Source organism: Streptomyces fungicidicus (assembly GCF_003665435.1).
Classification (GTDB): Bacteria; Actinomycetota; Actinomycetes; order Streptomycetales; family Streptomycetaceae; genus Streptomyces; species Streptomyces fungicidicus.
Genome location: NZ_CP023407.1, coordinates 499,001 through 514,360 on the forward strand (window position 1 = coordinate 499,001; position 15,360 = coordinate 514,360).

General features: G+C 72.9%; 11 protein-coding genes and 1 pseudogene. 5 read left to right on the top strand and 7 right to left on the bottom strand.

Annotated features, from left to right (window positions below):
• Window positions 1–143: 143 nt before the first annotated feature.
• Window positions 144–1,352 (bottom strand): S8 family peptidase, encoded by a 1,209-nt coding sequence (locus tag CNQ36_RS02050; protein WP_121544684.1) that lies wholly within the window; start codon window positions 1,350–1,352, stop codon window positions 144–146.
• 363 nt (window positions 1,353–1,715) lie between these two features.
• On the bottom strand, window positions 1,716–2,042 hold the full coding sequence (locus tag CNQ36_RS02055) for a nuclear transport factor 2 family protein (RefSeq protein WP_121544685.1): 327 nt from the start codon (window positions 2,040–2,042) through the stop codon (window positions 1,716–1,718).
• A 127-nt stretch (window positions 2,043–2,169) separates the two neighbouring features.
• Here CNQ36_RS02055 and CNQ36_RS02060 point away from each other — a divergent pair, with 127 nt between their 5' ends.
• Window positions 2,170–2,715, top strand: coding sequence for a DoxX family protein (locus tag CNQ36_RS02060; RefSeq protein ID WP_121544686.1), 546 nt, complete (start codon window positions 2,170–2,172; stop codon window positions 2,713–2,715).
• 28 nt (window positions 2,716–2,743) lie between these two features.
• Here the strand turns inward: CNQ36_RS02060 and CNQ36_RS02065 are convergent.
• Window positions 2,744–2,884, bottom strand: a pseudogene (locus CNQ36_RS02065) (DNA-binding response regulator); the annotation flags it as partial.
• On the opposite strand from CNQ36_RS02065, the gene CNQ36_RS34565 reads away from it, so the two are divergent.
• The 3 genes from CNQ36_RS34565 to CNQ36_RS02075 all read left to right on the top strand — a co-directional run bounded on the left by CNQ36_RS34565 (window position 2,871) and on the right by CNQ36_RS02075 (window position 7,328).
• Complete coding sequence (locus CNQ36_RS34565) at window positions 2,871–3,026, top strand: hypothetical protein (protein ID WP_163013143.1); 156 nt, start codon at window positions 2,871–2,873, stop codon at window positions 3,024–3,026. The pseudogene CNQ36_RS02065 and the gene CNQ36_RS34565 overlap by 14 nt on opposite strands.
• A gap of 277 nt (window positions 3,027–3,303) precedes the next feature.
• Entirely contained in the window at window positions 3,304–5,220 is a 1,917-nt protein-coding gene (locus CNQ36_RS02070) for an AMP-dependent synthetase/ligase (protein WP_121544687.1), read from the top strand.
• Window positions 5,221–5,360: 140 nt separating this feature from the next.
• On the top strand, window positions 5,361–7,328 hold the full coding sequence (locus CNQ36_RS02075; RefSeq protein WP_121544688.1) for an APC family permease: 1,968 nt from the start codon (window positions 5,361–5,363) through the stop codon (window positions 7,326–7,328).
• 81 nt (window positions 7,329–7,409) lie between these two features.
• Here CNQ36_RS02075 and CNQ36_RS02080 read toward each other — a convergent pair whose 3' ends face one another.
• Together CNQ36_RS02080 and CNQ36_RS02085 are read right to left on the bottom strand one after the other, a co-directional pair.
• Window positions 7,410–8,609, bottom strand: a complete 1,200-nt coding sequence (locus CNQ36_RS02080; RefSeq protein ID WP_121544689.1) for a cysteine desulfurase-like protein — start codon at window positions 8,607–8,609, stop codon at window positions 7,410–7,412.
• 40 nt (window positions 8,610–8,649) lie between these two features.
• Window positions 8,650–9,747 carry an AI-2E family transporter gene (locus CNQ36_RS02085; protein ID WP_121544690.1) on the bottom strand — a complete coding sequence of 366 codons (1,098 nt, stop codon included), beginning with the start codon at window positions 9,745–9,747 and terminating at the stop codon, window positions 8,650–8,652.
• A 114-nt stretch (window positions 9,748–9,861) separates the two neighbouring features.
• Here CNQ36_RS02085 and CNQ36_RS02090 point away from each other — a divergent pair, with 114 nt between their 5' ends.
• Window positions 9,862–12,486, top strand: coding sequence for a SpoIIE family protein phosphatase (locus CNQ36_RS02090; RefSeq protein ID WP_121544691.1), 2,625 nt, complete (start codon window positions 9,862–9,864; stop codon window positions 12,484–12,486).
• Window positions 12,487–12,564: 78 nt separating this feature from the next.
• Here CNQ36_RS02090 and CNQ36_RS02095 read toward each other — a convergent pair whose 3' ends face one another.
• Both CNQ36_RS02095 and CNQ36_RS02100 read right to left on the bottom strand, forming a co-directional pair.
• A complete protein-coding gene (locus CNQ36_RS02095; protein WP_121544692.1) occupies window positions 12,565–13,770 on the bottom strand; it encodes a glycoside hydrolase family 64 protein in 1,206 nt (401 codons plus the stop codon).
• A 201-nt stretch (window positions 13,771–13,971) separates the two neighbouring features.
• On the bottom strand, window positions 13,972–15,351 hold the full coding sequence (locus CNQ36_RS02100; protein WP_121544693.1) for a GH1 family beta-glucosidase: 1,380 nt from the start codon (window positions 15,349–15,351) through the stop codon (window positions 13,972–13,974).
• Window positions 15,352–15,360: the final 9 nt, after the last annotated feature.

Sequence of the window (15,360 nt, forward strand, 5' to 3'; positions counted from 1 at the left end):
CTGCCGGTGACGAAGACCATCGTGTCGGTGGCAGGTCCGGTACGCCATGTGAACCAGGCCACTCACCCCCGGTCCGACGGCGCGGCGAGGGGCCACAGAGGAACGTTTCCCCACTGTGGCCCCCCAGGCATGCCGACGGAGGGCTACTCCGTGACCCTCAGCAGCTTGTTCGGGGTGCCGCTGCCGGGGTTGCCGATCTTGTCGGCGGTGGCCGCGCCGGTCAGCGCCGACGCCACGGCCGCCGGGCCGGCGTCGGGGTGGCCGGCCAGGTACACGGCGGCCGCGCCCGCCACGTGGGGGGAGGCCATCGAGGTGCCGGATATCGTCTTGGTGCCCTCGTCGCTGTCGTTCCAGGCCGAGGTGATGTCGGAGCCGGGCGCGTACAGGTCGACGACCGAGCCGTAGTTGGAGAAGTCGGACTGGGCGTCGTCCTCGGTGCTGGAGGCGACGGTGAGGGCCTCCGGTACGCGTGCGGGCGAGCCCCCTCCGGCGTCGGCGGACTCGTTGCCGGCCGCGACGGCGAAGGTGACCCCGGAGGCGACGGCCTTGGCGACCGCCGCGTCGAGCGCGGGGTCGGCGGCGCCGCCCAGGCTCATGTTGGCCACGGAGGGGCCCTCGTGGTTCTCGGTGACCCAGTCGATGCCGGCGACGACCTGCTCGGTGGTGCCGGAGCCGTTGTCGTCCAGGACTCTGACGGCCACGACGTTCGCCTTCTTGGCGACTCCGTGCGCGGCGCCGGCGATGGTGGCGGCGACGTGCGTGCCGTGGCCGTTGCCGTCGTCCGCGGTGTCGTCGTCGTCCACGGCGTCGTAGCCGTGGCTCGCCCGTCCCTCGAAGTCCTTGTGCGTGACGCGTACGCCGGTGTCGATGACGTAGGCGGTGACGCCCTCGCCCCCCTTGTCGGGGTAGGTGTACTTGCCGTCGCCGGCGGTGTCCTCCTGGTCGACGCGGTCGAGGCCCCAGGAGGGCGGGTCGTCCTGGGTGGCGGTGGTGTGCAGGGTGCGGTTGGCGACGACGGCGCCGACGGCCGGGTCGGCGGCCAGGCGCCGGGCCTCGGTGGCGGACAGTCCGTCGGCGGCGAAGCCGTCGAGGGCCGAGCCGTAGGACCGGCTGAGCTCGCCGCCGTACTCCCGGGCCAGGTCCTTCTTGCCGGCGGAGGTCGTCTTCTCGTCGAGCACGACGATGTAGCTGCCCGCGACGGCGTCCGCGGCGTTCAGGCCGTACACGGTTCCCTGCGCGGGCTCGGCGGCATGGGCGGACGCCGCCCCGAGCAGGGCCGCCGTGGCCGCGGCCGACACGGCGCAGGCGGCGGCGGTGACCTTCAGCGCGACGGTTCGCATCTGATGCGTCATGAAGAGGGATCTCCTCGTCAGGTGTGGGGGGTTGACCTCCGCCGCGGTGTCGCGGGGAGGCTGACGAGAAGACTGGTCACTTGTCGCGAGCAGATCAATGGCATGATCCGGCGGTCGTCGCGACGCGACCGCGGATCTCCACAACGTCCGCCCAAGTCGGAGCCAACCGACGGGCAAAAGCCGAGCTGAGGGCGTTGTTTGAAGCGCCAACCAGCGACTGCGCGAGATTGGTGACCATCCCGTCACCCAACCCTCACCGCGCCGGCGTTTGGCCTAGCCGCGCCCGCCGGGACACGGCCTCGGGGCGTGCGGTACCGGACGGCGGTCCTGCCGGCGCGGACCCGTCCGGCCGTCGTGCGACGGTCAGGCCTGGCCCGTCTCGAAGCGGGAGATGCGGCCGTCGTCGTCGACGGTGAAGGACCAGCGGGTGCGCATCTCGCCCCAGGTGTCGTTGCTGTAGCGGGCGAGGAGACGGCGGCCGCCGCCGGACTCGTTGTCGACCTCCAGGTGACCGTGGGAGGAGAAGATCTCCCGGTCGATCCACTCGTCCAGGTCACGGTCGGAACCGTCGTCCGCCATGGTGGCGCCGGGCGCCAGCAGCGCCAGGAACGCCGCGCGGTCGTGGGCGTTGACGGCCGTGACGAAGGCGCGGACGGCGGGATCGCTGAGGCGGGTGGTCTGAATCGTCATGTGTGCCAGCGTCGTGCCGGCCGGCGGTGCCCGCCACCCACGTCACCCGAACGGCAACCGGCGGCGCGCCGGTCCGGTGTCCGGGATGCGACGGTGGTCGGGCCAAGCCACTGCTCCGGGAGACGACGTGACCTGTGACGACCGACGTGATCTGGGACTGCTGCTGCTCCGGCTGGGAACGGGAGGGGTGCTCGCGGCGCACGGCGCGCAGAAGCTGTTCGGCTGGTTCGGCGGTGGCGGCATCGAGGGCACCGGCCAGTTCATGGAATCCATCGGCTACACGCCCGGCAGGACCAGCGCCACGGCGGCGGGCCTCGCCGAGGCCGGCGGGGGCCTGCTGCTCGCCCTCGGCCTCGCCACCCCGGCGGCGGGCGCCGCGGCGGCCGGCGCGATGGCGGGCGCGTCCGCCGTGCACGCGCCCAACGGCTTCTTCAACCAGGAGGGCGGCTTCGAGTACGCCGCGTCCCTGGGCCTGACGGCCGCCGGGCTCGCCGTCACGGGTCCCGGACGGCTCTCCCTTGACCACGCGCTCGGCCACGCGGTCAACCGCGGCTGGATGATCCCGGTGGCGTTCGCGGCGACCGCGGCGGCCACGGTGGTGACCGTGGGGGCGCGCAGCCGCCGGCTGCGCAGGGCCAGGGAGGGCCGGCAGGAGGCGCTGTTCGAGGAGTGAACCGGTCGGGGCCCCGCGCGCGGCCGTGTCAGGCCCGGCGCCGGGCGTCCTCCAGGTAGTGCGGCACGGCCGCGACCCGGCGGTCCGAGCGGTCGACCGACGCCAGGTCGAGCTTGGCGAAGATGCTGCGGATGTACTTGTGCACGGCGCCGTCGGTGACGACCGTACGCACCGGGTCCGGCGCCGCCGGCCATCTCGCCACGGCCACGGTGCGCCGGCTCGTCCCGGACGGTCGTACCCCGCACGAGGGGACCGGCGGCCTGGAGGCCGGCGACCTGGCCCGCTCCGTGTGGGGCGGCACCGCGGTCTGACGTTCAACGCGACCGCCGACTCCCTGCCTCCCGCGACCACCGCCACGGCGCACGGCCCGGAGCCCCCGCCCCCGGTTAACTCTCCGAGCGCGCGGGCGTCCTGGCGGACCGGACGGAGGACGCGGCCGTGAGCGAGCCGGCGCGGGCGATCCGCGCGCCGGAGCGGCTGGAGTGGTCCCGGGCCTTTGACTCAGCCTTACGCGCGGGTAAGTTGACTCTCGAGTAAGTAAGCACGGCAGCACCAGCACGAGAGAATCAGCCGCGACCGGGAGCCGTCATGGGCGTACGCAGGGATCTGAAACGGGCGAAACGACGCACGGACCTGGCGGGCCGAGCCGGGGTCGAGACCGTCAGGGACGCGCGGGGCGTCGTGCGTGAGGCGCGCACGACGGCTCTCGCACCGCGGCTGACCGCCGGCAGCACCGCCGACATCCCGTTCGCCAACGCGGCCGAGGCGCCCGGTGCGGTCGTCCTGCGGCGCGAGGAGCGGGGCGCCTGGCACCCGGTCACGGCGGCGGCCTTCGCCCGCGAGGTCACCGCCGTGGCCAAGGGTCTGATCGCCGCCGGGCTGGAACCGGGCGGCCGGGTCGCCGTGATGTCCCGCACCCGCTACGAGTGGACGGTCCTGGACTTCGCGATCTGGTCGGCGGGCGGAGAGAGCGTTCCGGTCTACGCCACCTCCTCCGCGGAACAGGTGGAGTGGATCGTCCGCGACTCCGGCGCCCGGTACGCCGTCACGGAGACCGCGGAGAACACCGCCACCGTCGCCGCCGCCACCGCCGCCCATCCGCGAGCCCCGCGCGTGTGGGAGCTGGACGCGGACGCCCTCGCCGAGCTCACCGCGCTCGGCCGGGACGTCCCCGACGAGGCGGTCGCGAAACGCCGTACGACCCTCACCCCGGACACCGTCGCGACCGTCTGCTACACCTCCGGCACCACCGGCCGACCCAAGGGCTGCGTCCTCACCCACGCCAACCTGTACGCCGAGGCCGCCCAGACCGTCGAACTGCTGCACCCCCTCTTCAAGGAGGTCACCGGGCAGCTCGCCTCCACCCTGCTCTTCCTCCCGCTCGCCCACATCCTCGGCCGCACCATCCAGATCGCCTGTCTGCTCGCCCGCATCGAGATCGGCCACTTCCCGAGCATCAGGCCCGACGAACTCCGGCCCGCGCTCAAGACGTTCCGCCCCACGTTCCTGGTGGGCGTGCCCTATCTCTTCGAGAAGATCCACGACACCGGCCGGGCCACCGCCGAGAGGATCGGCCGCGGCGCCTCCTTCGCACGCGCCCACCGGGTCGCCGTACGCTTCGGCGAAGCCCATCTGAACCGGTTCCTGGGCCGCGGCAAGGGCCCAGGCATCGGCCTGTACGCCGCGTGGGCGCTCTACGACCTGCTGGTCTACCGCAGGGTGCGCAAGGAACTCGGCGGCCGGATGCGGTACGCCATCAGCGGCGGTTCCCCGCTGGAGCGCGACCTCAACCTCTTCTTCTACGCGGCCGGGATCATGGTCTACGAGGGCTACGGGCTCACCGAGACCACCGCCGCCGCGACCATCGTCCCGCCCCTGAGCCCCCGGCCCGGCACGGTGGGCCTGCCGGTCCCCGGCACCGCGGTCCGGATCGCCGACGACGGCGAGGTGCGGATCAAGGGCGGCATCGTCTTCGGCTCCTACTGGAACAACCCGGCCGCCACGTACGAGGTGCTCCACGACGGCTGGTTCACCACCGGGGACCTCGGCTCCCTGGACGAGGACGGCTATCTGACCATCACCGGCCGCAAGAAGGACATCCTCGTCACCTCCGGCGGCAAGAACGTCTCCCCCGCCGTCCTGGAGGACCGGCTGCGCAGCCGGCCGCCCGTCGGCCAGTGCCTCGTGGTCGGCGACAACCGCCCCTTCGTGGGCGCGCTGATCACCCTCGACGCCGAGACGGTCGCCCACTGGCTGTCGGTGCGCGGGATGCCCGCCGGCACCCCGATGTCCGAGGTCGTCCGCGACCCCCGGATGCGCGCCGACGTGCAGCGGGCCGTCGACTACGCGAACGAGGCCGTCTCCCGCGCGGAGTCCATCCGCTCCTTCACCCTGATCGAGGGCGAGTTCACCGAGGAGAACGGTCTGCTGACACCGTCACTCAAGGTCAAGAGGCAGGCGGCGCAGCAGGCCTACGCGAAGGAAATCGAGGCGCTTTACGCCTGATGCCCGGTATTAACGAAAGCTTGATGCCCTCGGACCCCTGAATCACAGGCCACTTCATCACTCTCTGCTTACGCTGATCGTGTCATCCGCGGGACGTTCCCACGTCCCGCGCGGTCAGCCTGTCAGAAGAGAGCGCGCCGATGGCAACCGTCACTCACCCCCCGGCCGGGCGCCTGCGCGCCTGGATGCTCGAGGGTCTGTCCGACATGGGCGGGAAGGACGGGAGGGACGACGGCCAGGACCCGCCGCTCCCACCCGGGGCTCCGCGCGAGGAGGGCCGGCCCTGGTACCGGGTGATGTGCCTGACCGGCGTGGACTATTTCTCCACCCTGGGCTACCAGCCCGGGATCGCGGCGCTGGCGGCGGGGCTGCTCTCGCCGGTGGCGACGATCGTGCTGGTGGTCGTCACCCTGGCGGGCGCCCTGCCGGTGTACCGGCGGGTGGCGGAGGAGAGCCCGCACGGTGAGGGTTCGATCGCCATGCTGGAGCGGCTGCTGACGTTCTGGAAGGGCAAGCTGTTCGTCCTCACGCTGCTCGGCTTCGCCGCCACGGACTTCCTGATCACCATCACCCTGTCGGCGGCCGACGCCTCCACCCACCTGGTGGAGAACCCGCATCTGGCCGGCGCCCTGCACGACAAGCAGCTGCTGATCACCATGGTGCTCATCGCGCTGCTCGGCGCGGTCTTCCTCAAGGGGTTCCTCGAGGCGATCGGGGTAGCCGTCGCCCTGGTGGGCACGTATCTCGCGCTCAACCTCGTGGTCGTCGTCACCGGGCTGTGGCACGTGCTCACCGCGGGACACGTCGTCACCGACTGGTCCAGCGCGCTGACGGCCGAGCACGGCAACGTCCTCGTCATGATCGGCGTGGCCCTCGTCGTCTTCCCCAAACTGGCCCTCGGCCTGTCGGGCTTCGAGACCGGCGTGGCCGTCATGCCGCACGTGCGGGGCGACGCCACGGACACCGAGGAGCGGCCGGCCGGACGGATCCGCGACACCAAGAAGCTGCTCACCACCGCCGCCCTGATCATGAGCGGGTTCCTGATCACCACGAGCTTCCTCACCACCCTGCTCATTCCCGAGCGGGAGTTCCAGCCCGGCGGCGAGGCCAACGGCCGCGCGCTCGCCTATCTCGCCCACGCCTACCTGGGCAGCGCCTTCGGCACGGTGTACGACGTGTCGACGATCCTCATCCTGTGGTTCGCCGGCGCCTCCGCGATGGCGGGCCTGCTCAACCTGATGCCGCGCTATCTGCCCCGCTACGGCATGGCACCGCACTGGGCGCGGGCGGTGCGCCCGATGGTCATCGTCTTCACCCTGGTCGCCTTCCTGGTCACCTGGGTCTTCGACGCCAGCGTGGACGCCCAGGGAGGCGCGTACGCCACGGGGGTGCTGGTGCTGATCAGTTCGGCCGCGGTCGCGGTCACCATCTCCGCGCGAAGGGCCGGCCGGCGCGCCTCGTCCATCGCCTTCGCGGTCGTCTCCGCGGTGTTCCTTTACACGACCGTGGTGAACGTCCTCGAGCGCCCGGACGGCGTGAAGATCGGCGCCTGCTTCATCGCCGCGATCATCCTCGTCTCGCTGCTGTCGCGGCTGTCCCGCGCCTTCGAGCCGCGGGTGACCCATGTGGCTCTCGACCCCCTGGCGGAACGGTTCGTCAGGGACACGGCGCACCGCACGATCCGCTTCATCGCCAACAAGCCCGGTGACCGGGGCCTCGCCGAGTACCGCGACAAGGCCGAGAAGATCCGCGCCGTCAACGAGGTCCCGTCACTGGAGGACTTCGTCTTCGTCGAGGTGACCGTCACCGACCCCTCCGAGTTCGAGGGGGCGCTGACCGTGCGCGGCGAGGTGCTGCACGGGCGGTACCGCGTGCTGACCCTGGAGAGCTCCTCGGTCTCCAACGCGCTGGCCGCCTTCCTGCTCCATGTCCGCGACACCACCGGCCGGATCCCGCACATGTACTTCGAGTGGACGGAGGGGAATCCGTTCGCCAACTTCCTGCGCTTCCTCCTCTTCGGCCAGGGCGAGGTGGCGCCCGTCGCCCGCGAGGTCCTGCGCGAGGCCGAGCCCGACAGCTCCCGCCGCCCGCGGGTCCACGTCGGCTGAACGGCCGGGCTCCCGTGGCGAGGCACCGGCACACGCTCGCCGAGGGCGACTTGCCACCGCGGGGCCCGGCCGTCACACCGTTCACTCCAGGAAGTCCGCCAGGCCCGTCAGGAGGCGGTCGACGTCCTCACCGCTGGTGTAGGGGGCGAGTCCGACGCGCAGGCCGCCGGTGTCGCCGAGGCCGAGATGGCGGGAGGCCTCCAGCGCGTAGAAGTGGCCGGAGGGCGCGTGGACGCCGCGTTCGGCCAGGAAGCGGTAGGCGTCGGCGGTCTCGCGGCCGTCGAGGGTGACGAGCAGGGTCGGGGTGCGGCGGGCGGCCCGGGAGTGGACGGTGACCCGCGGCAGGGCGGCCAGTCCCTTCTCCAGCCGGTCGCGCAGGGCGCCCTCGTGTTCCTCGATCCGCGCGAAGGCCGACGCGAGCCGCTCGCGGCGGGTGCCGCCCGGTGCGCCCAGTCCGGCCAGGAAGTCAACCGCCGCAGCGGTGCCCGCGAGGAACTCGTAGGGCAGCGTGCCCAGTTCGAAACGCTCGGGCACCACGTCCGTGGAGGGCAGCAGTTTGTCCGGGCGCAGCGTCTCCAGAAGCGCGGGACGGGCCGCCAGGACACCGAGGTGAGGGCCGAGGAACTTGTAAGGGGAGCAGACGAGGAAGTCGGCGCCGAGCGCCTCGATGTCGGCCAGGGCGTGCGCGGCGTAGTGCACGCCGTCCACGTACAGCAGGGCGCCGGCCTCGTGCACCAGCCGTGCGATCTCCGCGATCGGGGGGACCGTGCCGAGCAGGTTGGATGCCGCGGTGACGGCGACCAGCCGGGTGCGGCCGGAGAGCACGGCGCGGATGTGGTCGGCGGTCAGTTCGCCGGTAGCCGGGTCGAAGTCCGCCCGGCGGACCGTGCAGCCGGCCCGCTCGGCCGCCTGCACCCAGGGGCGGATGTTGGCGTCGTGGTCGAGCCGGGTGACGACCACCTCGTCGCCGGGTGACCAGGTCGCGGCGAGCGTGCGGGAGAAGTCGTAGGTGAGCTGGGTGGCGCTGCGGCCGAAGACGACGCCCGCCGGGTCGGCCCCCAGGAGGTCGGCCATGGCGCGGCGGGCCCCGGCGACGATCGTCCCGGCGTTGCGCTCGCCCGGCAGGGCGTCGCCCCGGTTGGACAGCGGCCGGGACAGCGCGGCGGCGATCGCCTCGATGACGGGCTGCGGCGTCTGGGTGCCGCCGGGGCCGTCGAAGTGGGCGGTGCCGGCGGCCAGCGCGGGCACCCGGGCCCGCAGGGCGGTGAGGTCGTACGTCACGTGAGGCTTTCCTTCCGGAGGACGGGGGCCGGTGTGCCGGTCAGGTCTGCGCGCCGTCGGCCCGCGGTTCCCGCGGCGGGTCGGCGAGCTGTTCGCGCAGATAGTTCCAGACGACCGCGAGCAGCGCGGCGACGGGTACGGCGAGCAGGCTGCCGACGATGCCGGCCACGCTGCCGCCCAGTGTCACCGCCAGCAGCACGACCACCGCGTGCAGCCCTAGTCCGCGACTCTGGATCATGGGCTGGAACACATTGCCCTCGAGCTGCTGCACCACCACGATGACGGCCAGCACGAGCAGCGCGTTCATCAGCCCGTTGGACACCAGCGCGATCAGCACCGCGACGAAGCCGGCGAACAGGGCGCCCACGATGGGCACGAACGCCGACACGAAGGTCAGCACCGACAGCGGCAGCACGAGCGGGACGTTCAGGAGCCACAGGCCCAGTCCGATGAACACCGCGTCGAGCAGGCCGACGAGCGCCTGCGACCGCACGAAGGCGCCGAGGGTGTCCCAGCAGCGCGCGGCCACGGCCGGGACGTCGGTGGCCAGCCGGCCGGGGAGCTGCCGGGCGAGCCACGGCAGGAAGCGCGGGCCGTCCTTGAGGAAGAAGAACATCAGGAAGAGCGCCAGGACGGCCGTGACCACACCGCTGAAGACGGTGCTCACGCCCGTGACGGCGGTGGTGGCGATGGCCCCGGCGCTGTCCTGGATGCGGGCGGTCGCGGTGTCGAAGGCACCGGCGATCTGGGCCTCGCCGATGTTCAGCGGCGGCCCCGCGGCCCATTCGCGCAAGTGCTGGACGCCCTCGACGACACCGTCGGCGAGCTTGCCGGACTCGGACGTCACGGGCACCGCGATCAGTGCCGCGGTGCCCGCGGCCACCAGCAGGAACAGCACGGTCACCAGGGACGCGGCGAGCGCCGGCGCCATGCCTCTGCGGCGCAGGAAGCGGGTCGGGGGCCAGGTGAGCGTGGTGAGGAGCAGCCCGACTATCAGGGGCCAGACCACCGACCACATCCGGCCGAGCGCCCACACGGCCACCGCGGCCGCCACCAGGACCAGCAGCAGCTCGCCGGAGATACGCGCCGAGGTGCGCAGCGCGGCGCGGGTCTTCCCCGCGTTCAACGTCGCAGACATGGAGGCACCCTATGGGGCGGCGGGTCGCCGGGATCACCGGGGACCGGTCCGGGGGACGTCCGGCGGGCCCGTGTCCGCAGCGAAAGGCCGGGGCCGGTGAGGCACACTGAGGTGATGGGCGACCTCAATGCCCGCGGGACACCGTCGCGCCGGTTCCCTCAGGCGCCGGAGAGTGTGGCGCAGGCCCGGCGGTTCGTCGGGGCCGCGCTCGCCGGTGCCGCGCCGGACCTGGTGGCCACCGCCCAGCTGCTGGTCAGCGAACTGGTCACCAACGTGGTGCTGCACGCCCGCACGGAGGCCGAGGTGACGGCCCGGTCCGAGGGCGGCACGGTCCGGGTGCGGGTCGGCGACCGCCGTCCGGACCGCGCACTGGTGCCGCACGGGTGGCCGCCGTACGCGGGTACGGGGCAGGGTCTGCCGCTGGTGGCCCGGCTGGCGTCCCGGCGGGGCGTCGAGACGGGTGACCGGGGCAAGACCGTGTGGTTCGAGCTGGGGCCCGAGGGGCCGCCCCGGCGCCCGGACGACTGGGAGCCTCCCGCGGCGCCCGCGGGCGGGGAGGCGACGGTGACGCTGCTGGACGTGCCGACGGCGCTCTGCGCGGCGGCCGAGCAGCACCGGCACACCCTGCTGCGGGAGGTCACGCTGGCCGTGGCCGCCGGGCAGGACGTCGGAGTGACCCCGCGGGACGCCGCCGTGGCGCAGGACACGAGCCAGCTGATCACCGCGTCCGTGACGGCCGCGCTGCGGCCGCATCCCGCCGAGCGGGGACTCCGCTCGCTGCCCCTGTCGCTGCCGCCGGACGCCGGGCCGTCGGTGCGGACCCTGCGCGCGGTCCTCGACCTCGCCGAGGAAGCCGCCCGCGAGGAACACCTGCTGACGCTCCCCGCGCTGCCGCGGCAGCGGCTGTTCCACCAATGGCTGTTCGACCAGATCGTCGGTCAGCTGGCCGGGGGGCACCCCACGGCATGGACGGTGGTGCCCGGCGTTCCCGGCGCCGGCCCGTCGGAGCTGGTGGCGTGGGACGCCGGGCATGTGCAGGCCAGCAGGGTTCCCACGATCGCCGCCGACGAGCGGAACCGGATCATCGCGGTGAACGGGCCCGCGGCGGACCTGCTCGGCTGGAACGCGGGCGACCTGGTCGGGCGGCCGCTCACCACCCTCGTCCCGGAGCACCTCCGGGCACGGCACGTCACGGCGTTCACGTCCCTGCTGCTCAGCGGGCAGCCCCGGATCCTGGGCCGCTCGGTGCCGCTGCCCGCGCTGCACCACGACGGCCGGCTGGTTCCCGTGCGGCTGTTCATCCAGCCGCAGGAGACGGCCGACGGCCGGACCGTCTTCGTCGCCCAGCTCACCCCGCGGGGCGCCGTGCCCAGCCCTTCCACGCATCCGCCGGGCAGGATCCGTCCGCCCATGGGACAGCGGCAGCCGGACCGGTCGTCGCCGATGGCCGCCGAGGACACCGGGCGGTCGGCGGACCGTTCCGCGCTGGTGCGGCTCTCGCTGCTGGCCGACACCGCGGCCGCGCTGAGCAACGCCCCGTACCTGGACGAGGGTCTGGAGCGGGTGGGCCGGATCCTCACCGACCGGCTGGCCGACTGGTGCGCGGTGGACCTGTTCACCGAGGACGCCCGGGTGGAGCGGGCCCGCGTCGTCCACCGCTCGTCGGGCGATGCCTGGCCCGAGGATTACCAGGGGCGGCTGCCGCCGCTGTCCGACGCCGCCCGGGGGCCGCTGGCGCGTGCGCTGCGCGGGGCAGGCCCGCTGCTGCTCACCGGTCCCCCGTCGCCCAGCCAGGTCGCGAGTCCCCTGGACGCGCACTACCTGGGACTGTTCCGGACCATGGGCGCGGACAGCGCCGTCGTCGCCCCGCTGCGGGTCCGCAGACAGATCATCGGCGCGCTCACGGTGGCCCGCCACGCACGGGACGCGCCGTTCACCGAGGAGGACCTGCCGCTGGTCCACGATCTGGTGCGCAGTCTCGCCCTGGGAGTGGACAACCTCCGTCTCCACCAGGAGACGCGCAACATCGCCGAACGCCTCCAGCGCTCGCTGCTGCCGAAACTGCGGGACGCCGGGAACGTGCAGCTCGCCGCACGCTACGCCGCGTCCTCCGCCACCGCCCAGGTCGGCGGCGACTGGTACGACAGTTTCCTCCTGCCCGACGGGGACACGGCGCTGGTCATCGGCGACGTCACCGGGCACAACCTGGACGCGGCGATCACCATGAGCCAGCTGCGCAGCATGCTGCGTGGCATCGCCGTGGACCGTCAGGAGCCGCCGTCGACCGTGCTGCGCCGTCTCGACCTGGCGAACCACAGTCTCTACCGCGAGTCCACCGCCACCTGCATCTACGGCCTGGTCAAGGGCCCCGAGGAGGGGCCCTGGCAGCTGGTGCACTCCTCCGCGGGGCATCTGCCGCCGTTGCTCGTTCGCCCGGACGGCCGCACACGGTTCCTGGAGGGGGGCTCGGGGCTGCTGCTGGGGGTGGATCCCCGGATTCGACGCCCCGAGGCACGGGACGCGATCCCGGCGCACGCGACGGTACTGCTGTACACCGACGGGCTGATCGAACGCCGGGGGGAACACCTGGACGACGCCATGGAGCGGCTGCGCGTGCACGCCGCCGCGCTGGCCCGGGAGCCGCTCGAGGCGTTCTGCGACGAGTTGCTCATCGGTCTGGGCGCCGACGGTGACGACGACATCGCCGTCCTGGCCGTGCGGCCCGTGCCACCGCCCTGAGCGCTCCCCGGCGGCGGTCCGGTGGCGGCACCCGCTGTGCGCGCCGCCACCGGCTCGGTGTCCGCGGTACAGGAGCGGTCAGTTGAAGGGGTCGAGGGTGAGCAGGGCCTGGCTCGGGTTGCCGTCGTGGACGAGCGACTCGTGGTTGCCCACGTCGTCGAAGGCGAAGGCGTACGCCTTCCCGTCGGCCATCTGCGCGTGGATGGCGCGGGCGTAGTGGTTGGTGACGCCGTCCCGGTAGAAGTCACCGGAGCCGGAGTCGGGCTGGCTGGGGTTGGTGAGGAGCGTGGAGCGGTTGAAGCCCGCGCAGAGGGTGCGCGAAATGGGGCCGCGCACCTGGTCGTTGGGGGCGTCGAGCTTCCCGTGGCAGCCGAAGACGGAGGAGGCGTCCGGCTTCTGGAAGCTGGTGACGACGGCGCCCGCGCTGTTGGTGAAGTTCATGACGCCGCCCGAGACCCGGCCGTAGTACTTGACGCCCGGCTGGTCGGTGAAGGGCGTGACCGTCAGCGTGGAGCCGGCGTACTTCTGCCAGACCCGGTTGATGTAGTCGTCCATGACCGACGCCGGAAGGGCGCCCGTCTCCAGCCCGTACAGCGGGGACAGGGCCCGCAGCACGGTGCCGTCGGAGCGGGTCTGGATCAGGTTGGCCCAGCCTCCGGACTGTCCCCTGAGGGTGTTGAGCACCGCGTTGTAGCCGCCGGACTTGAGCTTGCCGGTGCTCGTCGTGCCGCCGTCGGCGCGGCGCACCCCCACCGAGTAGGGCGCGGAGAACATGTCGACCTGGGTGCTGTTGAGCCACAGGCCCGCGTCGTTGAGCGTGTACTCCGACCAGTTGAACAGGATGTCGCGGTTGGGGTCCGTCGGGTTCTGCACGGCGGGCTGGACCAGACCGCCGGTGGTCAGCTTGAACACGAGCTTCTGGCCGTAGGAGAAGTAGATGCGGCCGGAGAACTTCGGGAGGCGGACGGTCGTGGACCGTCCCGCCGCCGGGCCCGTGATCGAGGCGTCGGGCGCGGGGGTGGGCGGGTTGCCGCCCGCGGGCCAGGGGTGGAAGGTGCCGCTCGCGTCGGCCCAGCCCTGTCTGCCGGTCGACAGCTGGGTGCCGAGGTTGTAGACGTACAGCTGCTCGCCGCGGCCCGAGTTGTTGGTGATCTGCAGGGGGATGGTGTCCGGGACCGCGGCGTGGGCCGGGGACGGGACGCCGGTGGCGAGCAGTGAGCCGCCCAGCACCGTGGCGATGCTCAACCCGATCGCCGTGGCCCGGCGTTTGAGTGTGCGCAGCATGCTCCTTCTCCGTTCAGCTGTGGGGGGAGTCGTTCTGAGAGCGCTCTCAGCGTCCCGCCCTGGTATGGACCTGTCAACGGTTGGGAGCATGCGATTCCGCGGGGCGCCGTCGAGCGGCCCCCGGCGCCTCAGCCGGACGGGGCGTCCGGGCGGTGCCTTCCACGACCGCGGAGGCACCGCCCGGACCGACGGCCCCGCCCCTCAGGGACGCTGGGCGGCGATCAGGCGCCGGTACCAGTGGTAGCTGTCCTTCGGGACGCGCCGCTGGGTGTCGTAGTCGACCCGGACGATGCCGAAGCGCTTGTCGTAGCCGAAGGCCCATTCGAAGTTGTCGAGCAGGGACCACACGTAGTAGCCGCGCACGTCCACGCCCGCGTCGACGGCGGCCCGCAGCGCGGCGAGGTGATCGCGCAGGTACGCCACCCGGCCGGTGTCGTGCACGGCGCCGTCCGCGCTCACCTCGTCGTCCTCGGCGGAGCCGTTCTCGGTGATGTACACCGGCGGCAGGGCGTCGCCGTACTGCTCCTTGAGGTCCACCAGGAGGTCGGTGAAGGTCTCCGGGGCGACCGGCCAGCCCATCGCGGTGCGCCGGACACCGGGCATCGCCGTCTCGGCGTAGCGGTTGTCGGTCGCCACCCGCAGCGCGGGGTCGCTCTCGCGGTGCGGGGCGCCGGCGACGACGATCGGGCGGTAGTAGTTGATGCCGAGGAAGTCCAGGGGCTGGGAGATCACCTCGAGGTCGCCGTCGCGGCGGAAGTCCTCCCCGGTGATCAGCTCCCCCCAGGTGTCCTCCTCGGTGTCCGGGTAGCGCCCGGCGAGGATCGGCTCCGTCCACACCAGGTTGTGCAGGGTGTCGGCGCGCACCACGGCCTCCCGGTCGGCGGCGGAGCCGGTGGCGGGCAGGTGGTGGTCGAGGTTGAGGGTGATGCCGGCCTCCCGGACCCCGGCGGACCGGAGCGCCTGGACGGCCAGTCCGTGGCCCACCAGCAGGTGGTGGGCGGCGGCCAGCGCGCCCCGGCCCTCGCGGGCGCCCGGGGCGTGACGGCCGACGGAGTAGCCGAGGAAGGCGCTGCACCAGGGCTCGTTGAGGGTGATCCAGCGCGGCACCCGGTCGCCCAGGTGCCCGGCGACGACGGCCGCGTACTCGGCGAACCGCTCGGCGGTCTCCCGCACCCGCCAGCCGCCGCGGTCCTCCAGGGCCTGCGGGAGGTCCCAGTGGTAGAGGGTGACGGCGGGTTCGATGCCGGCGGCGAGGAGTTCGTCGACCAGACGGGAGTAGAAGTCCAGGCCCTTGGGGTTCACCGGGCCGGTGCCGTCGGGCACGACGCGCGGCCAGGCGACGGAGAAGCGGTACGAGCCGACGCCGAGGTCGCGCAGCAGGGCCACGTCCTCGGGGTAGCGGTGGTAGTGGTCGCAGGCCACGTCACCGGTGTCGCCGTTCACGACCAGGCCGGGGGTGTGGCTGTAGGTGTCCCAGATCGACGGGCCGCGGCCGTCCTCGTAGGCCGCGCCCTCGATCTGGTACGAGGCGGTCGCCGCGCCGAAGACGAAGCCGGGCGGGAAACCGGGGAACTCACTCATGCGTATCGG